General features: G+C 37.2%; 21 protein-coding genes and 1 tRNA gene. 12 read left to right on the top strand and 10 right to left on the bottom strand.

From position 1 onward, the window contains the following. The first annotated feature begins 335 nt into the window (after positions 1–335). The 4 genes from QMN76_RS09090 (at position 336) to QMN76_RS09075 (ending at position 7,147) form a co-directional block, all read left to right on the top strand. Entirely contained in the window at positions 336–1,703 is a 1,368-nt protein-coding gene (locus QMN76_RS09090; protein WP_282024450.1) for a beta strand repeat-containing protein, read from the top strand. Positions 1,704–1,909: 206 nt separating this feature from the next. After that, complete coding sequence (locus QMN76_RS09085; protein ID WP_282024448.1) at positions 1,910–3,436, top strand: calcium-binding protein; 1,527 nt, start codon at positions 1,910–1,912, stop codon at positions 3,434–3,436. A 141-nt stretch (positions 3,437–3,577) separates the two neighbouring features. Further along, the gene (locus QMN76_RS09080; protein ID WP_282024446.1) at positions 3,578–6,412 is read left to right on the top strand and encodes a glycosyltransferase; all 2,835 of its coding nucleotides are present in this window, start codon (positions 3,578–3,580) and stop codon (positions 6,410–6,412) included. Positions 6,413–6,481: 69 nt separating this feature from the next. Next, a complete protein-coding gene (locus QMN76_RS09075) occupies positions 6,482–7,147 on the top strand; it encodes a type VI secretion system amidase effector protein Tae4 (protein ID WP_282024444.1) in 666 nt (221 codons plus the stop codon). A 4-nt stretch (positions 7,148–7,151) separates the two neighbouring features. Here the strand turns inward: QMN76_RS09075 and QMN76_RS09070 are convergent, their stop codons facing one another. The 8 genes from QMN76_RS09070 to QMN76_RS09035 all read right to left on the bottom strand — a co-directional run bounded on the left by QMN76_RS09070 (position 7,152) and on the right by QMN76_RS09035 (position 13,107). Then, complete coding sequence (locus QMN76_RS09070) at positions 7,152–8,060, bottom strand: rhamnan synthesis F family protein (RefSeq protein WP_282065986.1); 909 nt, start codon at positions 8,058–8,060, stop codon at positions 7,152–7,154. Next, the gene (locus QMN76_RS09065; protein ID WP_282024440.1) at positions 8,053–9,783 is read right to left on the bottom strand and encodes a SulP family inorganic anion transporter; all 1,731 of its coding nucleotides are present in this window, start codon (positions 9,781–9,783) and stop codon (positions 8,053–8,055) included. The genes QMN76_RS09070 and QMN76_RS09065 overlap by 8 nt, the downstream gene beginning before the upstream one ends. Positions 9,784–9,817: 34 nt before the next feature. After that, positions 9,818–10,549, bottom strand: coding sequence for a M48 family metallopeptidase (locus tag QMN76_RS09060; RefSeq protein ID WP_282024439.1), 732 nt, complete (start codon positions 10,547–10,549; stop codon positions 9,818–9,820). A gap of 179 nt (positions 10,550–10,728) precedes the next feature. After that, a tRNA-Gln gene (locus QMN76_RS09055) sits at positions 10,729–10,803 on the bottom strand. Between the two features lie 74 nt (positions 10,804–10,877). Continuing rightward, positions 10,878–11,510, bottom strand: coding sequence for a hypothetical protein (locus QMN76_RS09050; RefSeq protein ID WP_051462063.1), 633 nt, complete (start codon positions 11,508–11,510; stop codon positions 10,878–10,880). Positions 11,511–11,568: 58 nt separating this feature from the next. Further along, positions 11,569–12,366 (bottom strand): pyrroline-5-carboxylate reductase, encoded by a 798-nt coding sequence (proC, locus tag QMN76_RS09045; protein ID WP_282024436.1) that lies wholly within the window; start codon positions 12,364–12,366, stop codon positions 11,569–11,571. 70 nt (positions 12,367–12,436) lie between these two features. Further along, the gene (locus QMN76_RS09040) at positions 12,437–12,769 is read right to left on the bottom strand and encodes a tRNA-binding protein (RefSeq protein ID WP_282024434.1); all 333 of its coding nucleotides are present in this window, start codon (positions 12,767–12,769) and stop codon (positions 12,437–12,439) included. A 65-nt stretch (positions 12,770–12,834) separates the two neighbouring features. Next, positions 12,835–13,107, bottom strand: a complete 273-nt coding sequence (locus QMN76_RS09035; RefSeq protein WP_034340346.1) for an accessory factor UbiK family protein — start codon at positions 13,105–13,107, stop codon at positions 12,835–12,837. A 125-nt stretch (positions 13,108–13,232) separates the two neighbouring features. Here QMN76_RS09035 and rfaD point away from each other — a divergent pair, with 125 nt between their 5' ends. From rfaD to QMN76_RS09000, 7 genes are read left to right on the top strand one after another with little or no spacing between them, the layout of a single operon-like run. Beyond that, positions 13,233–14,216 carry an ADP-glyceromanno-heptose 6-epimerase gene (gene rfaD / locus QMN76_RS09030; protein WP_282024430.1) on the top strand — a complete coding sequence of 328 codons (984 nt, stop codon included), beginning with the start codon at positions 13,233–13,235 and terminating at the stop codon, positions 14,214–14,216. Between the two features lie 43 nt (positions 14,217–14,259). Beyond that, positions 14,260–15,087 (top strand): prolipoprotein diacylglyceryl transferase, encoded by an 828-nt coding sequence (gene lgt / locus QMN76_RS09025; protein WP_282024429.1) that lies wholly within the window; start codon positions 14,260–14,262, stop codon positions 15,085–15,087. Next, positions 15,080–16,117 (top strand): class I SAM-dependent methyltransferase, encoded by a 1,038-nt coding sequence (locus tag QMN76_RS09020; RefSeq protein WP_282065985.1) that lies wholly within the window; start codon positions 15,080–15,082, stop codon positions 16,115–16,117. The genes lgt and QMN76_RS09020 overlap by 8 nt, the downstream gene beginning before the upstream one ends. Next, positions 16,118–16,891: a peptidoglycan editing factor PgeF gene (gene pgeF, locus QMN76_RS09015; protein ID WP_282024425.1), complete on the top strand. Its 774-nt coding sequence runs from the start codon at positions 16,118–16,120 to the stop codon at positions 16,889–16,891. A gap of 8 nt (positions 16,892–16,899) precedes the next feature. Continuing rightward, complete coding sequence (locus tag QMN76_RS09010) at positions 16,900–17,871, top strand: hypothetical protein (protein WP_282024424.1); 972 nt, start codon at positions 16,900–16,902, stop codon at positions 17,869–17,871. Between the two features lie 52 nt (positions 17,872–17,923). Continuing rightward, positions 17,924–18,859 carry a ribose-phosphate pyrophosphokinase gene (locus QMN76_RS09005; RefSeq protein WP_034340332.1) on the top strand — a complete coding sequence of 312 codons (936 nt, stop codon included), beginning with the start codon at positions 17,924–17,926 and terminating at the stop codon, positions 18,857–18,859. Between the two features lie 29 nt (positions 18,860–18,888). After that, positions 18,889–19,500: a histidine phosphatase family protein gene (locus QMN76_RS09000; RefSeq protein WP_034340330.1), complete on the top strand. Its 612-nt coding sequence runs from the start codon at positions 18,889–18,891 to the stop codon at positions 19,498–19,500. Between the two features lie 676 nt (positions 19,501–20,176). On the opposite strand, the gene QMN76_RS08995 is transcribed toward QMN76_RS09000, so the two are convergent. Both QMN76_RS08995 and QMN76_RS08990 read right to left on the bottom strand, forming a co-directional pair. After that, the gene (locus QMN76_RS08995; protein WP_282024419.1) at positions 20,177–20,809 is read right to left on the bottom strand and encodes a response regulator transcription factor; all 633 of its coding nucleotides are present in this window, start codon (positions 20,807–20,809) and stop codon (positions 20,177–20,179) included. Then, positions 20,799–21,776 carry a sensor histidine kinase gene (locus tag QMN76_RS08990; protein WP_282024417.1) on the bottom strand — a complete coding sequence of 326 codons (978 nt, stop codon included), beginning with the start codon at positions 21,774–21,776 and terminating at the stop codon, positions 20,799–20,801. Before QMN76_RS08990 ends, QMN76_RS08995 begins: the two co-directional genes overlap by 11 nt. Positions 21,777–22,310: 534 nt before the next feature. Between QMN76_RS08990 and mgtA the strand changes: the two genes are divergently transcribed. Continuing rightward, the gene (mgtA, locus tag QMN76_RS08985) at positions 22,311–25,064 is read left to right on the top strand and encodes a magnesium-translocating P-type ATPase (RefSeq protein WP_282024416.1); all 2,754 of its coding nucleotides are present in this window, start codon (positions 22,311–22,313) and stop codon (positions 25,062–25,064) included.

Below are 25,064 nucleotides of genomic sequence, written 5' to 3'. Positions count from 1 at the left end.
ATAAGCTTTTGAATGTGGCTGATTTTAATAAGAGGTAGAAACAAAAGAATCTATACTAGTTTATTTAATTTAGATATCTTCAAAAGACGACAAAAAACGAATTTAAACTAAATTTAATGTGGTTTCTAAATAAATTAAGTCTATTTCATTTGCTGTTATGTACAATTTCGATATAATACGTTTCTGCTTAGCTAAAAAGTATTGTTGTAAATATTTTACATTTTATGGGCCAAAGTATTTCAATAGAATATTTTCGCCGCATTTTTTGTAATGTATTTATGAGTAATATTTGGAAACATTTAAATAATAAAAAAAATACTATGAGGTACAAATAAATGGCGATTACGATTACAGGTGCTAATGGAGAAGTTTATACTTTGGCTGCTGCAACAGGTCGAGGAAGAGCACCAGCATTACAGCTTCAATCAAAAATTAATACAGCTGTTGCACAAAACCCAGATTCTGTTGGGTTTTATTCAGAAGCAGGTGTATATCAAGCTTCAAGTGCATATGAATATTTAGTTGTGGCAGATGACACAGACACTTCAACTGGCGGCATTACATTAAATAATTCTGGTTTTTCAGCAAATCTTATCAATATCTTAGCTGGAAGAAAATCAGGAACAACTTATAATGCAAATAATGAATCAGGACAAATTGTAAATACTGCTGGTAGCTTGGATTTTAATGGTGCTGGAAAAACAGGTGCTTGGACCTTATTTACAGGTGATGGTGATTCTACAATCAAATCTACGGATGGTAATAATAGAATCAATACAGGGACTGGTAAAAATACAATTACGCTAGGGTTCGGGAATAACTCTGTTTATTCTGAAGGCCAAGATACGATTACCGGTGGTGGTACAGGATATCAATCTGTTACGTTGGTAGGTTCAAACTCTCAAGTGTCGATTGATGGTACTGCGTTAGTTGCTGATGCAAGCACAGGTGAAAAAAATACTATATCAGTTGGTAAAAACAGTACAGTTACTGGCGGTTCATCTACTACTGTTACTTATACCGATGGTGACAAAAATGAATTCTTAGCAGGTAATCAAAACACAGTGAGTGCATCAGCAAATGTGAATTCACTAAAGGTAATTCATGGTGGTGATAATACATTTAATGTTAATAACAAACTAGGTTTGTTTAACGCTAATGGAAATACTAATGTTACTGTGAACGGACAGTTTGTAGGTTTTGGTGCATCAGATTCTAATTATACAGTAAATGCAGGCGGCAGTGACTCTGGTTTGTTTGTAGCGAATATTGGTAATGAAACATTAAATGCATCAGGTTCGACAGCAGCAATTCAAATCTATGCGAATACAGTGTCTGGAGCACAAAGTAATTTTGTTGCATCAGGTGGCTCTGCTAATGATACTTTAGTTGCAGGAACTGGTAACTCAACATTTAGTGGTGGTGCTGGTGATAATTTATTCTTGTTCACTAAAGAAACTGGTCAAGGCGGAAATACAGTAATCACCGATTTTGCTAATAGTAGCCAAAATAAAATTGGTTTGCTTAACTTTGGTCTAGATGATAACAGCCTTGCACAGCTATTGAAAAATTCTCAAAATGACACAAGTGGTAATGCGGTTCTAAATATTGAAGGACGTAATATTACTGTTGAAAATGTAGCTGTATCTGATTTAAATGCAGATCGATTCGTGCTTATTAATACACCAACACATACTGCATAATTTTTTTTGCATGGTTGTTGTATAATAACTTAGTATTTTTTAAAATACTAAGTTATTATAATATAAATGTTAATAATTATAGGTAAAGTCATTGATTTTTATATAAAGTTATTATATTTATATATTGCGCACATACTTACAGTATTGTGCGTAATTAAGGATATCTAGTTTTAATAATTAAAAATAAAGATTAAGAGTGAAGTAGAATGGGTGAAAGAATAACGGTTGTCGGGGGTACCGATAGTACTATCGCTGTAACATTAGATGGTACTCAAGCTTTGAAATTAGCGAAGCAGTTTAGTCAAGAGTTGCAAAATTACTACTCTGTTGACCAGTTGAATTTTCTTGATGTAACAGCTGACGGAGCCGCTCCAGTTGAGCATAAAATTGGGTATGGTGTGATTACTCAAGGTGGCGCCGCTTATAGTGCTGGTAATGGTTACGATTATATCGTAGTTGGTGGAAAAAACGCTCAATCACCAAAAATGGGTATGACAGCTACAGAAATTAATAATTTAAGTCTGTTGAATGGTCCTGTTACTATTAATTCAGTAATGAATTCCAGTCAGTTTGTTCGTGTTCTATCAGGTAATATTCAAAGTTTTACCTATAATGCAGGGCAAGAAAGTGGTCAGCTTGCAGCAGGAGCTGAAAACAGTAATGTTGTTTTCAATGGTAACACTGTTAATGGTGGTAATTGGGATATAGCGGTTGGTACTGGTAATAATACAATTGTTGCTGGTAGCGGTAATAATAATATTTCAATTGGTAATCAAGCATTGACTGGCCAAGGGCAGAGTTCTATTGATCTTACTGCTGGTAAGATTAATAACGTAACTTCTTATGGCCAAGACACTATTACAGCTTCCAATGATAGTACTGCTCAAAATCGTGTCAGCTTGTTTGGTGGTCTTTCAGAAGATATTCATTCAACAGTTAATCTTAACGAAGGTGCTGCAGTTAACGACTTTAGTTTCTATAACGTTGTAACTGTTGGTGGTGGTAGCACAATCCAAGGTGGTACTTATGGTAACTACACCTTTAACGGTTCAAATGACTCTAACGCAGGTCAGTTGAATGGTGGTCAATCTAGTAGTATTACAGCAACTGGTGACTTACAAGTTGTTCAAGGTGACTCTAATACAATTAATGCAAGCCGATCTTTGTCATTCTTTAATGGTGTTGGTAACACAGAAGCCACTGCTCAAGGTCAATTTGTTGGCTTTGGTGCTGGTGGATTGAATTATACATTGAATGCATCTGGTAATGATAGCGGTTTATTTGTTGCCGATGTCGGAAATGAAACATTAAATGCATCAGGATCTACCTCAGCATTACAAATTTATGCAAATACTGTTGTTGGCGGTAGCTCTGATTTTGTTGCTTCTGGTGGTTCTGGTAATGATACCTTGGTTGCAGGAACTGGTAACGCTACCTTTAGTGGTGGTGCTGGTGATAACTTGTTCATGTTTAACAAAGCTATTACTGATAATGGTAATACAGTTATTACCGACTTCTCTAAAAATGGTAACGGCGATAAAATTGGCTTGTATAACTATGGTCTAGACAATGATAGTATTGCAAACTTGTTGAAAACCTCTGAAAATGATGCAAAGGGTAATGCAGTTCTTAAACTTGATGGACATACAATTACCATTGAAGGTGTTTCTGTAAGTGATCTTACTGTTAATCAGTTTGACGTTGCAAATCCTAATGGTGTAGTTAAGTCTTAGTAAAAAACTTCTACTAATTGAAAAGCCAGTTACAATAGTAACTGGCTTTTTTTATTTATATATAAATTTATTGAATATATTTTGAATAAGAAATATAAATAAATAAATAAAATTTAAAAATAAGATATATATTAGAACAAAATGACTAAGAAAATCAAAAAAAATCTATCAGAAAGCTATAGCAATAGTTTGAAGCTATCAAGCTTAAAAATTTCAAATTTACAGAGCGAAATTTCAAATTTAAAAGGTGAGGTTTCAAATCTACAAAGTAAGATTTCAAATATACAAAGTGAGATTAAAGAAAAAGAGACTTTAATTCAAAGAATTAAAACGCCTCTTTATTGTAAAGTAACATTACTTAATGGCATGGTAAGTTATTTTGTTAAAGGACAATTTTTTAAAGAATATCCTTTAAAAATAGTTAAAAAGCGTCTTTTTGAGGTTTATAAAGAAGAAGGCTATAGAGGTATTTATCGTAAATTAATACTTCGTTTTCCAAAATTACGTGCTATTTTTCAAAAGTTTGAATCGACGAAAAAGCAGTCAGAACATTCGCAACATAATGTTGTACCTGCGCAAAACACCTTTATTGATAATATAGATTTAATCTATAATTATCAATTTCCTAATAATAAATCTAATTCACAATACCCATTAATTTTAATTATAGCAGAAGTTACGCTTCCACAATGTTATAAATACCGTGTGCAACAAAAAGTTGAACATTTAGAGCGTTTAGGGTGGATTGTTAAAGTCAGTGATTGGCGCACGCAAAAACAAGTAATGTCACTATTACAAATATCTCAAGAAGTTATATTTTATCGCGTGCCTGCATTTCCAAATGTTTTAGAGCAGCTTCAAGAGGCAAAACGGTTGGGGTTAAAACCATGGTGGGAAGTTGATGATTTAATCATTAATCAAGAACGCTATGCGGAATGTGGTTTTATGCAATATTTATCAACTGAAGAAAAAAATCTTTTGTTTTTTGGTACTGGTCTATACCGTAAAACAATGTTTTCTTGTGAGCACGCAATTGCTTCGACACAAGCTTTGGCCAAAGTAATGCAACAAGAAGGTGTGCCTGAAGTTTATGTTATTGAGAATGCACTTGATCAAAATACTTTAAATATTGCGGAAAGATTAAACAGATCTAAAGTTAACAAAACGATAAAAGAAAAGAATTCTGATGAGGTAACTATTGTATACGGCTCAGGCTCGAATACGCATAACGCTGATTTCCTTGCTGCATCAATGGGTATATTATCTGCTTTGAAAAATGAGAAAAGACTTCGTTTATCGATCGTTGGAGAGCTGGATTTACCTATTGAGTTTCAAGATGTTATCAATCAAATAACTTATACGCCACCTCAATCATATGAACGATATTTAGAATTATTAGCCCAAGGAGATATTGCTATTGCTCCATTAGAGCCAATTCTTTTTAATGATGCTAAAAGTAATATTAAATATTTAGAGGCTTCAATTTTAGGGGTGCCATCAGTTTGTTCACCACGGCAAGCTTTCAGTGACGTTATTAGGGATTCTGAGAACGGATTTTTGGCAAATACTTCAGATGAATGGAAAGAAAAATTATTATTATTGGCCAGGGATAAAGAGTTAAGGTGCTCTATGGCCCAGCAAGCCTATCAATCTGTGATATCTCGTTATTCACCAAAGGTTATTACTGATCAGCAGGTCCAACCTGTTTTTGGCTTGCCTGTAAAACAAGTTGTAAAAAAGAATAGCTTAAAAATATTAGTAGTTAATGTTTATTATGATCCGTATTCTTTTGGTGGGGCTACATTTGTTGCCGAGGAAATGGCAAGAAGAATTCATCAACATGAAGATGTAGAGGTGACTATTTTCACTTCTAGACCAGTTAAAGGTCAAGAGCGTGGATTATGTAAATATAAAAATCATGGATCAATAGTTTATTCTGTCGACATTCCTTCTGCAATACATGCTTCGCAACAATTCGATAATGTAGAGATAATAGAACCTTTCGAAATGGTTTTGGATGCTGTAAAACCTGATATTGTGCATTTCCATTCAATTCAAAATATGGGATTACAGATGTTGTTTTCTTGTCAAAGCAAACAAATCCCTTATGTAATTACCTTACATGATTCATGGTGGCTATGTAATCGTCAATTTATGACCAGATCAAATGGAAATTATTGTTTTCAAACGAAAATTGATTTAAGAGTATGTCAAACCTGCGAAGCACATGCAGATTATATACCTTTGAGGTCAATGATGATGAAACAAGGATTACAAGCAGCTTCTTTGTTGTTAAGTCCAAGTGAAACGCACCGACAATTATATATTGCCAATGATATTGATGAAGCTTCGATTAAAGTAAATCGTAATGGGATTGTAAGACCCAAAAAGAAAAGACCATCTCGTCCAACAAATACGCCTTTACGCTTTGGTTTCGTTGCTGGAGATGAAGCGATTAAAGGTGCCCAAGTTATTCAAAAGGCATTTAAATCATTACGTCGTTCTGACTGGGAATTGAAAATTATTGACAGTAAGATCAATATGGGATTTGCGCCAATTGATGTTAGTAATTGGGGAGTTGAGGGTAAAGTTGTTACTATTCCTCCTTACGATGTTCAAGGTAAAGATGATTTCTTTTATGGAATTGATGTTCTACTTTTCCCTTCGCAATGGAAAGAAAGTTACGGCATGACCGTCAGAGAGGCATTATTACGTGATGTTTGGGTAATTTGTAGTAATCCAGGAGGTCAATCTGAAGATGTTGTGGATGGTGTGAATGGCACTTATGTTTCTTTGACAGGAGATTCTGAAGAACTCAAACGAGTTATAGAAGATTTACTCGATAAAGCATCTATGTTTGATAATTATGTAAACACTCATAAAGATCATATTGCGACTATGGAAGAACAAACAGAAGAGTTGCTCGGATATTATTATCAGATTAAAGAGGAAACTCAGCAGTTAAGCCTGACCTGATTGAATAATTAAAAATTAGTCTATTAGCTTTCCTGTTTATGATGAAAAAATATTGAGGAATGTAATAAGATGAAACAGCTTTATTTAGGTTTCTTTATGAGCTGTTTATATTTCCTTCATATGACACACAATGGTTTTGGAGTAGCAGAGGTTTATTCCAAAACCAGAAAATCCTGTGTTCAATTTTTTGATTTGTGGAGGCATGCTGAAACAGGAAACCCTTCACCTGAATATAAATATCAATGTGCCATAAGATTAAGTATTACTTTGCATAATGTGGGGGTTGATATGAAGTCTTTTTCACAAAAAGCAGTTAAACCAGCTTCGGGTCGTCAAACTTTGGGACGTATTATAATTGACGGCTTGCCTGTTGCAACCCGTGCTGACGAAATGGCTGTTTGGTTAAAGCAGAATCCGTTTTGTGGATTGGGGCAGGCTGAAGATATTACAGGTCAAAACTGGAAAGATAAAGTTTACGGCAGGACTGGGATTATTGCTTTTTCTAGCTATTGGGGGAAAAATCAAGATGGAGGTCATATTGATATTTGGAATAAATCGCGCTTTCCTTATCCAACACCTAGTTTTAGTATTGATGGAACGTTTGGAATTTTAGCTAACTTTTCTCGTTTTGCTTTTGGTGGATGGGGAATATATAATGGTGGTTACTATTATGGTGTCGGAATTATGCCAAACCTTGCCGATTCAAAGAAAATTATATTTTTTGAAGTAAAGTAGTTTTTCATTTAGGATAAATTATAGGGCAAGAAATTCCTTGCTTAAGGAAATATTGCCAGGCAATTTTCGTGTCATAAGTGCTGGCCAAATATAAAAAACGCTTCCATTTAGGTACAACAGGTAAAGGCCTATTGGGGTATTGTTTTAAATACTCATCTATATATTCTAGTGGAAAATAATGATTATTTTTTAATAATTTACGGTAATAATTTAGCCAAAAAAGTCCATAATAATTATCTCTTATAACTTCTTTTTTAATAAAAGGAACTTGACCAGAGGTGATTACACTAACCCAATCCAGATGCATAGGATTTGTTTGTTTTGGGTCTCTAAGCGGATATTTTTTTAATTTTGACCATTGCCCAGCATAACGAAATTCTGGAATTCCTTGTATGATTTGTCCCAAGCCAAGTTCACCTTTTTGAATTATTTCTGGTTTTGACATTTGGTGAAAAGGTAAATTTAATAATGTTTGAATCTTTGGATGGTGAAAAGCGTGATTGGTAAAGCATAAAAACCAGGATTGAAGGTGCCAGTTAATTTCCAAGGTTTCAACCATACCCCAAATATCAATGTTTGGTGTTAACATCTTATCAAAGATTGCATCCATTGAATATAGAGGGCCAAAAATACTATCATTCGTCAGTAAAATATAATCAGCATTTTTGGCAACTCCCTTGTGCATCAAATGTTGCCATGCACCGAAATCTAAGCCTGTATTAGAACGTAGGTGAGGGGTAATATGATGGTTTTTACAAAAATCATCTGTATCAGATGATAAAATTTGCTGTCCAGATAAAGCCAGATGCGTTTCCCACCCACAATGATATAATGCTTTTAAATAATGTTTGACGTCAAAAGGTAACTTATTCGATTGCGTATAATGTGCGAAAAGGCATATTTTTTTAGGCATGGTGAATAGGTTCCATTGGAGGTTGGGATAAACTGGATATTTCAGCTAGAGCAATTTCAACAGATTGATAAATTTTTTTACCTGCTATTTTGTCCATTATATCACTTTTTTGTACAATATTTCGGAAGTCGTAATGTCCATTAGCGATAATAAGATTAATATTTTTTGTCTGAAGTAAAATGTAAAGTTGATTAAGAGCATAAAGGGTGCTGGCATCTCCTCTGGTCATCACAGATGCATCTAAAATAAACCATTTAATCGATTGGTCTTCATGTTGTTCAAGAACGGTTGCACAACGGCTAGAGAAATAACCTTCATTAAAAAAAATAATAGAAGCCTCGAATAAATAGATAATACAATGAGGAACAGGGACAGCTGTGGGCTCTAAGTTAAGATTTACGAGCTCTTTGGTATTTGGGAACATTCCTAACAAAGAATCTCTGGGTCTGGCAGATAGTGCGAGGCCATGTAAAAGTGTAATAAAAACAGCCAAGATAATCCCTTGTAAAATTCCTACCCATAAAACACCTAGAATAGTGATAATTACAAAAATAGCTTCTTGCCTACTGACCTTTAAAAGAAACCGAAAAGTTTTAATGTCAATCAGATTAATTGCGGTTGAAATTAAAATCACGCTAAGAATTGCAGAAGGTAAAAAGCTGAGTGGTTGGGAAAGAAAGGTAATGATCAAAGCAATAGTTATAGCAGAGCTAATACCTACAAGTGCGGTTTTTCCTCCAGAGTTTATAGCAACAGCAGTTCTGGAATCAGCACCTGTTACGGTAAAACTTTGGAATAATCCTGAAATTATATTAGCAATACCAAAACTGACTAATTCTTTATTGCCATCAACTTGCTTGCCTATGGTGGCTGCAAAACTGCGTGCAGTAATAATTCCACTCGAAAAGCTGATTAGGGTTACTGCAACAACGGTTTCTATGAATTCTGTAAGAGGATAATTAAAAGAGGGAATTTCAAAGCTGGGAAGTCCAGATGGCAATTTCCCCAAAGTCATAATTCCATATTGATTTAGGCTAAATCCCCAAGAAAGCAAAATAGAAACGATTACGGTAATAACAGGTGCAGGAATAGAGGGTTTGTAGAAAATACAGGCTCTTATAAAAATAAAAAAAAACAGAGCCATTCCAAAGGTCATCCAGTGAATAGAAGATAAGTGGTGGATAAAAAACAGGGCTCGTTCAAAGAAATTTCCTGTAGGAGCATAAATCTTAGTGATAATAGAAAGTTGCGATAGGATTAGTTGAATACCTATTCCTGCTAAATAGCCTGTTAAAATTGGTCGAGACAAAAAATTCGCAATAAAACCTAGGCGTAATTTTCCGGCAAAAATACTCACTATACCAACGCCAATCGCGATGGCTGCTGCGCCTTGTATTCTAGCATCAGGGGTTGTTAATGCAAAAGCGGTCAAGCTGACACCAACGATATTACTGACAGCGGTATCGGGTCCTATAATTAAAAAGGGAGAAGAGCCAAAAATTGCATAAGCTAGAACAGGAATAATACAAGCATATAAACCAATAATCGCAGGAACACCCATTAAATTGGCATAGGCCAATCCAACTGGAATAGCGACACTAGAAACTAAAATGCCTGCTAATATATCATTTAGAGCGATGGGAACAGTAAGTCTTTTTAAAGAACGTGCTCCAGCAGGTAACTGGAATATTGCTTTAAAAAAGCTTTGTGCTTTAGCTTGCATTTACAGACCATGTAATCAAGAGTTGAAATATGTTTTAATTCTGTTCTTTTGGAATAGTATTGTAAAGCAATAAAGCACTTTTTTGTTGAAGTTGTGATTGCCATATTTTCCAATCTGGCATGATTTGCGAGACAAGAGAATAGAATTTCTTGCTGTGATTGGGTTGAACTTCATGGCACAACTCATGAATAATGACATAGTCAATACAGTTAAGTGGAGCTTTGATTAAATGTTGATTAAGGGTAATCACTCTTGGCGTATGATGAATATAGCTGCCCCATCGACTTGTCATTTTCTTGATACGCAATAAAGGGGGGTGTTTTTCCCAGTTAATCCATGAAATAGAGGGTTTTATGAGTAAAAGTCGTTTAGAAAATAGATCAATGGCTTGAAAACGATACCAACTATTTAATAAATAAGCGATTTTTTGCGGTGTGTTTTGGCGAATAGTAATTTTAAGCGATTGATCAACAACTTGGATGTTAGGTTTTAGAGCACTATTTTCTATAATATCCAAAGCATAATATTGTCCTAAAAAAAGATGCTTTTCTGATTGTATAAATTGAAGATGATGTGATTGCTCTTGTTTTGCATGTTGTTTATTGATTTGCTGAAGAATCCAATCGCCGTGTTTTTCTAAAATAGCTATAATTTGTTGATGTGTCGTTCTTTTTGGTGCTTTGATTTTAAGGATAAGTTCAGGGGTTAATGATAAAGAAATTTTGGGTTTTTTGGTTAACGGGTGCGGTGGGTATAACTCGCACATAACTTGATGTTGATGATATGTAAATTGGAATCTTTTTAAAGGGGATTTCACAATGAAGATTTTAATAAAAGTTTTTTACTAAAGATTAGATTATAAGAAGTTATATCTTTGTGGAAAAAAGACTAATCTATACTGAATAATATTATTTATAATTTTAAGGGAATTTAAAGTATGTTTAATGGCTGGGGAGGGAGGGATCGAACCTCCGAATGGCGGAATCAAAATCCGCTGCCTTACCGCTTGGCTACACCCCAACGTTGTTTATGAAACATCTTTTAGACAACTTCTTGGATTACGTAAAGAGAAAAATTAAAAAAAATAGATTTTTTTACGTTTCACTATTGGAACAATAAGATTCGTCTTTGTTTTCGGCCTCTTTTTTCGAAGCTGAATCGTTCTTGTGAACTACAAAATAGGATGCAAATTTGCCAGCTTTTTTAATGGTTTGATCCAAAGAGGCCATGGTTTGAGAGATATCTTGGGTATCATCTTTAATCCATACGCGCATATTAAGTGCCCATATTGCGGTTAAGCCTTTAACGCATGCGATTCCTCTGATGCCATAGGTGTTAATTTGTGCAGATTCGGCAATCCAACGCATGCTATTCTTCGTTGCGATAGCCATCATAAGAGCCAAAGGTGGATTAAAAGGCAGGGCATGTAATGCTGAAATAACGCCTTCTCTGTATTCTTGTAGAACATCAAAGCGGCTCATAAACAAATCAAATAAATAGTCAGCTACTGGTTGATTTTGATATTTTTGGGTTAATGCAGATTCGTCAGCCAAACGATTAAGATAAACTAGCAGAGATGCTTTGCATGGGAAAATTTGGCGCGCTGTTGGCACTGGAACATCTGCTTGTTGTGCAGCTTCGACAAGTGTCATTTTGTGCCACCCTTGTTCAGCGGCAAGCTTCATGGCGGTATTAAAAAGTTTTAAATTAATTTCTTCGTTGTTCATTATACATACCTGAAAAAAGGAAAAGGCTTAGTTTTAAAAATAAGCCTTTTTTCATTACTTAGGAAGACATTTCTTTAGATCTATCAGCTGCGGCTTGAATTGCTTTGGATAAAGATTCTGGCCAGGCCTTGGATTCAATTAAAATATTTATTGCTTGTTCGGTAATGCCTCCAGGGGTTGCTACTGCTTTGCGTAAATCTTCTGATTCTTTATCAGATTTTCCAAGTAAAGCAGCAGATCCAACAACGGTTTGCCTAGCCAGTAAGCGGGCCAGATCTTTGGAAAGGCCTTTTTCTTCACCGACTTTTTGTAATAATTCAGCGAGCAAGAAAATATATGCAGGACCTGAGCCTGCAATAGCGGTGGCAACGTCCATATCTTTTTCAGTTGGTAACCAGGCAACCTGACCAATAGCAAGCAACAGGGCATCGGTTAGTTGTTTTTGCTCTTTGGTAACCGTAGAGCCAGCAACGACTGAAGTCATTCCTAATCCAAGTTCAGAAGGCGTGTTAGGCATAACGCGGATTACTGCTTGAGTATCTCCGAACTGAGATTTTAACCAACTTAGATTACGTCCACCCAATACAGACAGGATAACAGCATTTTTTGTCCAAGGAGATAAAGAAGGAATGATTTCTGTAGCTTGATCGGGTTTCATGGCCAAAATGATGGCTTTGGGGTGGAAATCTTTGGAGATTTCATCAATAGATCGCACATGTTGATGAGGAGAAGGTAAATCTAGATCATGACGATGGACAATCACTGAGGGATCCAGTCCTTTTTTTAACCATCCATGCAGCATTGCATGGCCCATATGCCCACATCCAACCAGTAAAATAGGAGGTAAGTTCGCCATTATAATTTCCTTAGGTCTAAATAAAATATTTGGAATACTATAATTATCTTAACGTGAAACAGAGATGGCGTTAAGAGATTTTTGTCCCATTAGGCACGGGGCGTTCAATGGTAGAAATCACAATTCCTTGATCTGTTTCAAATCCTGTTAATAAAAATTGAGACCGAAATGGGCCAATTTGTTTTTCTGGGAAATTAATCACTCCGATGATTTGTTTGCCTATAAGTTCTTCTTTACTGTAGAGCCTGACGATCTGAGCACTCGTTTTGCGTTCACCATAAGCCCCGAAATCTACCCATACTTTATAGGCAGGTTTTCGAGCTTCTGGGAATGTTTCGACTTTTATAATCGTGCCAGCAACCATGATAATTTTTTCAAAATCCTTCCATTCAATGAAATTCATGAAATAGAATCCTTTCAAAATTGGAATAGTGCGACTGGCATTAAAAGGGTTTCAAACGACAGAGATCAGTCGTTATTTTGTTTGCTTTCCAGTCGTGCAATGCGTTTTTCTAGATTTTCAACTTGCTCTTCTAGTTTTTCTTGAGCAGAGCGAGTGCGACTGGCGATTTCGGTGACAATGTCAAACTCTTCACGACGGACAAGATGTAAACTTGATAAAACCTCATCAACACGTCCTTTGACAATGCCAGAGATTTCTTCTTTGATTCCACCTAAAACAGAAAAAGCACTGCCAGTAGCTTTAGAGGCATCACCAAATATTTTTTTAGGATCAGGCATGATTTTTACTCCTAGTTAAAAAAGCGAATATAGAGACTAGTATAATTGATTATAGCTAGGTATCATGATTTTTGTAAATTTGTCTTTGGTTTTTCACTTAATAAATCTCTGAATTTGAAAAAAATATGATTATTATTACAGGCGCGACTGGTTTTATTGGTTCTTGCTTACAAGCAAAATTGTGGGCGTTAAAAGAAGATACAGTCATTGTGGATTGGTTGGGTGATCAAGGCAAGTGGCGTAATATTGCTAAACATGCCCCTGATTATGTAATTGCACCAGAATATTTAGATGAATTCTTGGAAACAGCACAAAATGTTACTGCAGTGGTTCATCTAGGAGCAATCAGCGAAACGACAGCCAAGGATGGTGATTTAGTATGGCAAACCAATGTCGATTTATCGATGAAATTATGGCAATGGTGTGCTGAACGTGAGGTTAGATTTATTTACGCATCTTCTGCTGCGACATATGGTGGCGCTAACAAGGTTTCTGAGTTCAGAGATGATCATAATTTTGTTTATCAGTTAAAACCTTTAAATTTATACGGATGGTCTAAGCAAGTGTTCGACACACAAGTGTTGAAAATGATTAGAACCAATCAACCTTGTCCTCCGCAATGGGTAGGACTGAAGTTTTTTAATGTTTACGGCCCGAATGAATATCATAAAGGGAAAATGATTTCTGTTGTCAAAGTCAAATTTGACGATATTCAAAATGGCAAAGCTCCAAAACTCTTTAAATCTGATCAGCCTCATTTAGCTGACGGAGGTCAGGCGCGTGACTTTATTTGGGTTGGGGATGTGGTTGATATGATTTTATGGTTCCTTGAGAATCCAAAGGCTATTAGTGGTATTTATAATTGTGGAACGGGTCAGGCCAGAACGTATTTAGATCTTGCTTATGCGGTTTGTGATGCAATGAATGTCAGTAAAAAAGTTGATTTTGTTGAAATGCCAGATGCATTAAAAGGGCAATATCAATATTTTACTCAAGCCCATATGGAAAAAATTAGAAAAGCAGGCTATATCAAGCCTTTCACCTCGCTTGAGGATGGAATAGGACAATATATCCAAGACTACTTGCTTAAATCAGATTCTTACCTTTAAAGTGCTGGTTTTTTAATCATTTCGATGAAAGATAATTAATTTCATGTTTGGCCCTTTGTATTATCCCCATTTTGATCCTGTGATGTTACAAATTGGGCCGTTTGGCATTCGTTGGTATGCAATGGCCTACGTTACAGCCTTAATTCTGGGCTGGGTTTTGGTACGTGGTTTAGTGCGCAAAGATCCAATTGTTGCTACCAAAGTGCAAGTGGACGACTTTCTTACTTGGGCAACGCTTGGGGTTATATTTGGTGGCAGGCTTGGATATTGCTTGTTTTATCAACCAGGATATTATTTGCCACACCCTATAGAGATTTTGAAAGTTTGGCATGGCGGCATGTCGTTTCACGGTGGGGCGTTAGGTGTTATTATTGCTCTCATTTTATTCACTCGCAAATACCAGTTGAGCTTCCTTGGATTTTCAGACCGCGTGACAACGGTTGTGCCTTTGGGTCTTGGGCTAGGGCGATTGGCTAATTTTATTAATGGCGAGTTGATTGGCCGTCCAGCACCGGATTGGTTACCATGGCGTATGATATATCCAAACGTTGTAAGTGCCAGACATCCTTCAGAACTGTATGAAGCATTATTAGAAGGGTTTATTTTATTTACGATTATGATGATTTTGGTGCATCGCCGTTATATTCGTGAACATGCTGGATTTCTTTCTGGCATATTTTTGCTTGGTTATGGAATTGCACGTATTATATGTGAAATGTTCCGTGAACCCGATGATTTCCTAGGATTTATTTTTAGTGGGATTACCATGGGGCAAATTTTGAGTATTCCAATGTTGATCGCTGGGGCATATTTTATTTGGCAATCATATCGCTTGCCTAAACTCAAGGGATTAGTGGTTCAGAATGACTAAGGGTCAACCCGTTAGACTGGATCACTTTATGGCAGCTGCTAACGCTGCCTATTATGGACGAAAAAATCCTTTTGACGATTTTATTACTGCTCCTGAAATTTCTCAGATGTTCGGAGAGTTAATAGCTGCCTGGGAGATCGCGGTTATTCGTTCTATGCCAGCCTATGAACAGATCGCGTTAGTAGAGTTAGGTCCAGGTCGTGGCACGTTAATGGCGGATATGCTGCGCGTTATCCGTCGGGTGGCTCCTGATATTTATCAAAAATGCCATGTTATTTTTGTGGAAACGTCTCAACGGTTACGTCAAATCCAAAAAGAGGCGATTGCCGATCATACAGAGCTGTCGGTTGGTTGGTATAATACGATTGACGAAACACCTAACCAACCGATGATCATAGTAGCAAATGAGTTTTTAGACGCCTTACCCATTCGTCAATTTGTTAAAATAGGTAGTGATCAATGGGTGGAACGTTATGTTGATCAAGAACAGATCATCCAAATTCCAATAGAAACCTTACCAGAAGCACCCATATTCCAACGTCCTGTTCAAAATGGGGATGTTGTAGAAGTTTGTGAAGTCGGGCAGGATATTGTTAAAAATCTTGCCAAAAGATTGTGCCATGACGGTGGGGCTGCTTTGTTTATTGATTATGGTTATGCCAGTTCAGTTTGGGGAGATACAATGCAAGCCATTGCAAATGGAGAGAAAACGTCTCCATTTGTTCATCCAGGTGAGGCAGACCTTACCGCTCATATAGATTTTTTGGCATTAAAAGAAATCGTGATATCAACAGATGCGCAGGCTTTTGGTATTCAGACCCAAGGTGAATTTTTAAAACAACTTGGATTAATTATCAGAGCAAAAATGTTGGCGGCACATGCCAGTATGGAACAGCAACAGCAACTTTCTGAAGCTGTTTATCGTTTAAGTGACCCTAGTGAAATGGGGGATCTCTTTAAAGTGTTAGCAATTGCGCATCCTGATATACCTCCCCCTCCAGCGTTTGAATTAAAAAAGGAAGAACAATAAATGAGTGCTGAACTTTTGGTTATTCGCCATTCTTTGCTTAAAGACAAAGTTCGGCATGGTTTTTTTACACGATTGGGAGGCGTTTCCCAAGGGGGCTATGCGTCTTTAAATTGTGGGATTAAAACCGAGGATAATTCAGAATATATTACTGAAAACAGACATCGTGTTGCTCAGGATATGGGGGTTAAGGATAATTATTTGTGGGGTGGCATGCAGGTGCATAGCACCAAAGTTATTCATGTTACCAAAGATAATTGTGAACGTTGTGAAGTGGATGGTGGGGTTACTGACGATCCTGATGTTGCGGTCAGTGTCTTAACCGCCGATTGTGGGCCGGTTTTATTTAGTACGTTTGATGGTCGTATTGTTGGTGCTGCTCATGCAGGATGGCGGGGTGCTTCTGGTGGTATTTTAGAAGAGACCGTTACGCAAATGGAGGCTCTGGGTGCGAAAACAAATGAAATAATAGCGGTTATTGGACCCTGTATTGACGGATCACGTTATGAAGTCAAAGAGGATATGAAGCATCAAGTATTAGAGCAAGATCCTCATGGAGGGGTTTTTTTTAAACAGTTAACAGATGATCAGTACCTTTTTGATTTGGGACATTATTGTGTTGATCGCTTAAGAAGACGGCGCGTGGCAATTGCAGCTTTGCTTGGTCGGGACACGCTGGGGGATGAAACACATTTTTTTAGTCATCGTCGTCGGACTTTGGCGGGTGGTGGTCCTTTGGGGCATCAAATCTCAGCAATTGCTTGTAGTAAAAGGTAAGAATAAATATGCATATTCAAAGAACATCGCTTTTCAAAGTGGGATTAAGTTTGCTGGTATTAATTCCTTTGATTGGATGTGTCCAGGTTCCTCATCCTTTTGAAAAACAATCAGGGGTTGGTGGGAAATTAACGGCACCTCCACCGACAAGGCTGATTGTGCCAGTGCCTACAGAAGCTTTATTAACCGATAAAGATTCTGCAACTTTGGCACAAGATTTGGTCAAAGTGATGACAGATCAGACGTTACCGCCAGTTGTTGGTCCTGCTCAAAAAGGGGAATGGCTGTTATTGATGAAAGCAAATTCTAAAGATGGTATGGTAACACCACAATTTAGTATTATTGCTCCAGATGGTAAGGTTGCTGCAACGCGTCAGATGATGCCAGTATCGGCTCAGGATTGGTCTAGTGGGAATGAGGCTATTCTCGCTCAAGTTGCTGAGCAAACAGCTCCTATGGTTACAGACGTACTAAAAGGATTAGAGGCTCGCGTGATGGCAGCAGATCCTCATAGTTTAAAAAATCGTCCAGCACAGGTTTACTTTGAAGGTGTAACGGGAGCACCTGGTGATGGGAATAAAACCATTTCCAGACAGTTCGTGGCTTCTTTTGTGGATAAATCAAATGCTATTCAATTAAAAAAAGAAAAAGCAGATTATATTGTCAATTGCATTGTTAAATTGACCTCTGGAGCAGCTGGAACACGTGGAAATCCAGTTCAGCATGTTGAAATTGTATGGCGTATTGTTGATGCTAAGGGAAAAGAAGCAGGGAAAGCTTTTCAAATAAATGATGTTCCTGCACATAGTTTGGATGTATATTGGGGCGATGTTGGTGCAGCTGTTGGACAAGAAGCAGCAGGAGCCGTTCAACGTATTATTAACAATCATTCTGAACGAAATGTAAAACCGTTGCCTACAAATGGTGAAAAGACACAGGGTCCTTTATTGGCTCCACCAGATTTACAAAAAACAATGTAAAATGATAACTAGATTTAAAAATAAAGACCTTATGGATATTGGAGTTGCGTGAATGAAAATTATTTCTGGGAATAGTAATCGCCCACTAGCAGAAGCTGTGGCTGCTGAGTTAAAGATGCCGTTATGTGATGCATCTGTTCAGCGTTTTGCAGATAAAGAGGTGTTTGTAGAGATTTACGAGAATGTACGTGGTGAAGATATGTTTGCCGTACAAAGCACCAGCTATCCAACAAATGATAATTTAATGGAATTACTCATTATGCTGGATGCACTGCGACGCGGGTCAGCACGACGTATTACAGCGGTAATGCCTTATTTTGGTTACGCTCGGCAAGATCGCAAATCTGGTCCCAGAACTCCAATTAGTGCAAAATTAGTGGCTAATTTACTAGTTGAAGCAGGCGCTGGACGCATTTTAACGTTGGACTTACACGCTGGGCAAATCCAAGGGTTCTTCGATATTCCTGTTGATAATCTTTATGCAGCTCCTTTGTTTACTCAAGATATAAAGAAAAAATATGCAGGGAAAAGCAATTTGTTGGTTGTATCCCCTGATGTAGGTGGAGTGGTCAGAGCCCGTCAATTGGCAAAGCGTCTAGATGTTGATTTGGCAATTATTGATAAACGTCGTGAGCGTGCTGGTGTATCCGAAGTGATGAATGTGATTGGTAATGTTGAGGGACGTCATTGTATTTTAGTTGATGATATAATTGACAGTGGTGGGTCTCTTTGTAATGCTGCTCAAGCATTGATTAATTCAGGTGCCGAGGCAACGGATGCATATGTTACCCACGGTGTTCTCTCTGGAAGTGCATCTGAGAAAGTCCAAAATTCTGTTTTGGGTGAATTGGTTATTACGGACAGTATTATCAAAACAGATGCTGTTCGTAGAGCGACAAAAATTCGCCAAATTCCACTTAATAATTTATTGGGCAAAGCCATTCGTGCAGTTGCGGATGAAAGCTCTGTTTCTTCTTTGTTTGATTAATTCATTTAAATAGATAAAGGTATTTTGTAATGACAGCTTTACTTACTCGTCCCTATTGGTATTTACGCCATGGCCAAACAGATTGGAATGCGCGCAATTTATCTCAAGGTCGCACCGATATTCCGTTGAATACGGTTGGCTTATCTCAAGCGGTGGCTGCCGGCAGTGCGATTGCTAATCATTGGGATCATTTAGAGTTGCCAATTACTCAGATTGTAAGTTCTCCTTTGGGGCGTGCGCGTAAAACGGCTGAAATGACAGCGGATATTATTCATAAAAAAACAGGCATCAAGTTGCCGATTGAATTGGATGATGGTTTAAAAGAAGTGTGCTTTGGGGTTGAAGAGGCACAACCTATGGGGCCATGGTATGATGATTGGATTGCTGGGACGTTTACCCCTGAAAATGGAGAACCATTTGCGGTTTTAAGTAATCGTGTTGCTGAGGCGGTTAATCGTTCGATGTGCAAAGCACAAAATGGCACTGTTTTAATTGTTGCTCATGGGGGTATTTTTCGTGCATTGCGCCACTTAATGGGCTTAAAAGCCAATGTTCGATTAGCCAATGCCCAACCCATGTGTGCCCGCCCTCCTGAAAATGGAGGAAAGGCTTGGGAGTTACATGCGTTGCCTTTAGGGTAAAATTTTAGAGTAAGCTGCTTATAGAAATATAAGCAGCTTTTTTATAAGTTGTAGTTATTCTGTTGATTATATTTGTTGTATTATAAGAGGTAAGATTTTTAGATGGATGAAAAATATCACAAGGTATATTAGACGGAATGTCTCTTATAATAAATACAATACACGAGTATAAAAAACATTATGATGAACATTATGAATGTTCCAATCCACTTAGTCAGGATTTTCGATAGCCCCAAAAAGGTCATTTTAGATTAAAGATTGTTAAAGCAAGGAATGGGTGTTTTTAGTCTATGTGCACAGCTAGAAATACACTCAAAGGATATGAAGTCATTCTCTGGGTAAAAAAAGACTTGGATTCAAAGGAAAATGGATGATCAAAGACTAAATTAACTTCATTTAAAAGCTCTTTGAATTAAATAATCTGCCTCCTCACTAATTCATCAATTCTATACCAAAATATAATCTGGTCTCAAAATTGCGACAAGACCAAAAATCAAACTACTTGTATAATTTTTGATTGTTAGTAACAAATAAATTGAAGTTTCTTTTTTTATCCATAGCTCTGCATAAATATTTTTATTGGTCTTTTATTTTAGTATAAATTTAGTAAATTCCAACCATTCAAGGTAATATAACCAACACGAACATCTTGTTCTAAAATAATCATATTAGAATATTAAATTTGCAACGATCCCTCTAAAAGCATCTTTTCTATTTCTATTCCCATACGTATAAGATCAGCAAACGATTTAACTTGCATTTTTTGCATAATATTAGCACGACGTACTTTAACCGTTATTTCACTGACATTGAGTTCTGCTGCTATTTGTTTATTCAGATGCCCTTTGATTAAGAATGAAACTACTGCCTTTTCACCAGCATTGAGTGAATTATATATTTTCTCAATATGGTTGCGTTCTTCGTGTTGTTTTATTTTTTCACGGCTGACTTCGAAACCGCGATAGATAGCTTCAAGTATATCTTGTTCGCGAAAGGGTTTACTCAAAAAATCTATTGCACCACGTTTAATTGCCGTGACCGACATTGGAATATCACCATGACCACTAATAAATATAACGGGTATGTCTAAACCATTTTTTTGCATTTTATGTTGGAAATCCATACCGCTTTGTCCTGGCATACGCACATCCAGTATAAGACAGGATAAAATAGGATTTTTTTCAGATTGTAAGAAACTTTCAACGCTGTCAAAACTGCGTGTCTCAATATCGACAGAAGCTAGTAAGTCATCAAGAGCGTCACGCACGGACATATCATCATCGATTATATAAACCAGTTTAGGCTCCACTATTGTTACTTTCTTTGTTTATTTTACACGGTAATATGATCTCAAATATAGCACCACCATGGGAATTTTGTCTTGCGGAAATAATCCCTTTATGTGCTTCAACTATAGCCCTGCATAACGTCAATCCAAGTCCAGTACCTCCATCACGTTTAGTCCAAAATGCATCAAAAATATGTTTTATATCCTCTTCACTTAGTCCAACACCTGTATCAGTCATCCTGAAACAAGCTTGAGCATTCATAGTAAAAGTTTTTACTGTTATAAAACGTTCTGTAACAAGGCGTGGTTGCAATGCCTCAATAGCATTAAGAAATAGGTTTCCTATAACTTGCATCATTTGTACTTTATCTACGTGAACTATAAGGGGAGCATCATATCGGTTCCAAGTTAACTCAATATCGTGATGTTCAATAAGTGCGTTTGAAAGCGCTAGCGTATCAGATACAATATCGTTTAGATCACATATTTCTTTTTGCGTTATCTCATTCTTTGAAAGACGACGAATTCTTTCAACGACTTCAGAAGCCCTGCGCGTTTCGCGCCTAATTCGTTCCAATGCCTGAATAGCGCGGTTAATATCTGGTTTATCACGCATTAACCAATTTCGACAGGCATCTGCACTAGCAGTTGTTGCTGCTAGTGGTTGATTAATTTCATGAGCAATTGATGCAGTTAGTTCTCCTAGACTCTGGATACGCGCTATGCGCGTCATTTGATATGTTGCATTAATTGCATTGTTTTCTGCCACTTGTGTACGTAAAATAATGTAGGTCGTCAAATATAATGCTGACAGAGCGATAATACAATTAATCAGTCCAGTCTCAAACAGTCCTTTTGTCGTTAAAAAGAACGAAACAACCGTTAGTAAAGTACAGATAGAGCACAAAACTATAACGCCTTTTGCCGAAGTAAAACGTGCCCCGACCAGTATCACAGCAATATAGAATACTGCAGCTGCTATTTCCAATCTCGATAATGTATCAAAAATGAAAATAGTCGTTAAAATTAAAATAAGTATAACACTCTTTATTATGATGTGTAACTTCAGTTGAATATTCCTTAACTTAGTGTGGATTACGTTTGATTTATTACCAATAATTTTTTTCGATTATAAACATAAAACAGCACCCACGCATTCGTATTATGAGCATGGATATTATAAAACAAAAGAGAATATCAGCGTAAATAAGATTGTTTTTATTCAGAATTTTTTCAATTGCCAATGAATGGCAACTGTATGTTGCATAGGAAAATATATACCAAAGTATATATTTTATATCAAAATAGATAATTGTTTTTATATCTCCCTAGTGCGAAATAAGCAGTGTCTTGTAGACATAATTTTAAGAGTTTCATTTTGAACAAGGGGGGCAATATGGACGATCCTTACAGTACGAAGGCTGATACCACGTATTTGTGTTGTCAGCCGTTGAAAACAGATAACATGATAATGAATTTAGTCGAAATAAACAGCACAAACATAACGATCATAGTATAAATATTGATCGTCGTTCTTGTTGCTGTTTATGCAACAGGAAAGAATATTGCCATGAGCGATATCAATGATAATAAACAAATAACGCCCCCGAAAAAGAACTCCCTTTCCATGCGTGTTGTTCGTGAGGCACAAAACAAATTAGAAACAAGTTTATTAAACGTCAATGCGAGTTTGGACGGATTAACAACCTTGGAAGCTGCGTCAAGATTAACCAATGATGGTGCAAACGAAGTCGCTCATGATCGACCACCCCATGCTATAATACAGCTTATATTGGCTTTCAAAAACCCTTTTATAGGCGTTTTGATGATGCTTGCAGCGATACAGTTTTACACTGACTTTTGGCTGCCATTTCGTGCAGGTGAGGAAACTGACCTGACTGGTGTTATCATCGTTGTCACGATGGTATTGATTAGTGGTATTTTACGTTTCTGGCAAGAATATCGCTCTAACAAAGCGGCCGAAACGTTAAAAGCGATGGTGCGCACAACTGCTACAGTGTTGCGTCGTGATAATAATAGTTCCGAACCTGTAATGCATGAAATTCCAATGCGTGAGCTCGTTGCAGGTGACATTGTACATTTATCTGCTGGTGATATGATTCCTGCTGATATCAGGTTGATTGATTCACGTGATCTTTTTGTCTCTCAAGCTGTATTAACTGGTGAATCTTTGCCTGTTGAAAAATATGATACTTTGGGCGCCGTGGCTGAAAAAAATGCAGGAAAAGTCGTAAAAGATCAAATGGACCTGCTAGATTTGCCGAATATCTGTTTAATGGGAACAAATGTAGTAAGCGGTACAGCGCGCGCATTAGTTGTCTCTACTGGACCTAGGACATATTTTGGATCACTGGCTAAGTCTATTGTTGGTTCACGTGCACAAACTGCTTTTGACCGAGGTGTTAATTCCGTCAGTTGGCTGCTTATTCGTTTTATGCTGGTAATGGTTCCGATTGTTTTCTTTATCAACGGATTGACAAAAGGCGACTGGCTTGAAGCGTTTTTGTTTGCTGTAGCTGTGGCAGTCGGTTTGACACCAGAAATGTTGCCTTTAATTGTATCCTCTAATCTTGCAAAAGGTGCAGTTTCCATGGCACGACGCAAGGTAGTGGTCAAAAGGCTGAACTCCATTCAAAATCTTGGTGCTATGGATATTCTTTGTACCGATAAAACGGGAACATTGACGCAGGATAAAATTATTCTTGAACATCACCTCGACTTTGAAGGTAAAACAAATAATCGTGTGTTTGAGCTTGCATGGTTGAACTCTGTCCATCAGAGCGGTATGCGTAACCTTATGGATCAGGCTGTTGTATATTTTGGTAAAAAATTCAACCACAACACTGTAATTCGTGCCTATCGTAAGATTGATGAGGTTCCTTTTGATTTCCAACGTCGCCGCCTTTCTATTATATTAGAAGATACCGATAATCAGCATCTTCTTGTATGTAAGGGTGCTGTTGAAGAGATGCTCGCTGTATCCGTAAGCGTAAGAGAAGGCGATCGGTTACAACAACTTGACGAGGCAACAAAAGCGAAACTTCTGTCGCTCTCTCAGAGCTATAACGAAGACGGTTTTCGCGTTCTGATTGTTGCATCAAGAATTTTTGCGGAAAATGAGAAAGCGGAACTTTATAGTGCTGCTTTTGAAAAAGACCTTATTATTGAAGGATTTCTTACTTTTCTTGATCCACCAAAAGAAACTGCCCGACCAGCAATTGCCGCTCTGCGTGCAAACGGTGTTGGTGTAAAAGTATTGACTGGTGATAACGCTATTGTAACCGCAAAAGTATGTCGTGAAGTTGGTCTAGAGCCCGGAGAAGTGCTTTTGGGGCGTGATGTAGAGACAATGACTGAACAGCAATTACAGCAAGAAGTCGAACAACGTACGGTCTTTGCAAAACTATCACCTTTGCAAAAATCAAAAGTTCTTAAGGCATTGCAAGCTAATGGGCATACGGTTGGGTTTCTTGGGGATGGTATAAATGATGCACCTGCACTACGAGATGCGGACGTGGGTATATCAGTGGATAGCGGTACCGATATTGCAAAAGAATCTGCCGATATTATTTTATTGGAAAAAAGCCTTATGGTGTTGGAAGAAGGCGTTATCAAGGGGCGTGAAACTTTTGGTAACATCATGAAATATCTTAATATGACGGCAAGCTCAAATTTTGGCAATGTGTTCTCCGTTTTGGTTGCAAGTGCCTTTATCCCATTCCTACCTATGTTATCTATTCATCTGCTTTTGCAAAATTTACTTTATGATATTTCGCAATTATCTCTTCCTTGGGATAAAATGGATAAAGAGTTTTTAGCAAAACCACGAAAATGGAGTGCACGAAATATTGGTCGGTTTATGTTGTTCATCGGGCCAACATCCTCAATCTTTGATATTACCACCTTTGCATTGATGTGGTTTGTTTTTGGTGCCAATACGTCTGCAATGCAATCATTATTTCAATCTGGATGGTTTATCGAAGGGCTTTTGTCACAAACACTTGTTGTTCATATGTTACGGACGCAAAAGATCCCCTTCTTTCAAAGCACAGCGGCTTTACCAGTGCTATTAATGACGGGATCAGTGATGATACTTGGCATTTATATTCCGTTTTCACCACTTGGTCATTTCATAGGCTTACAACCACTTCCTTGGTCTTATTTCCCTTGGCTTGTTGCTACATTATTTGCCTATTGCTGTGTTGCACAGGGTATGAAAACATTATATATCCGTAAATTTGGTCAATGGTTCTAA

This window comes from Commensalibacter papalotli (ex Botero et al. 2024) (genome assembly GCF_947179115.1).
Taxonomy (GTDB): Bacteria; Pseudomonadota; Alphaproteobacteria; order Acetobacterales; family Acetobacteraceae; genus Commensalibacter; species Commensalibacter papalotli.
This window is presented reverse-complemented; position numbering and strand designations above follow the sequence as displayed.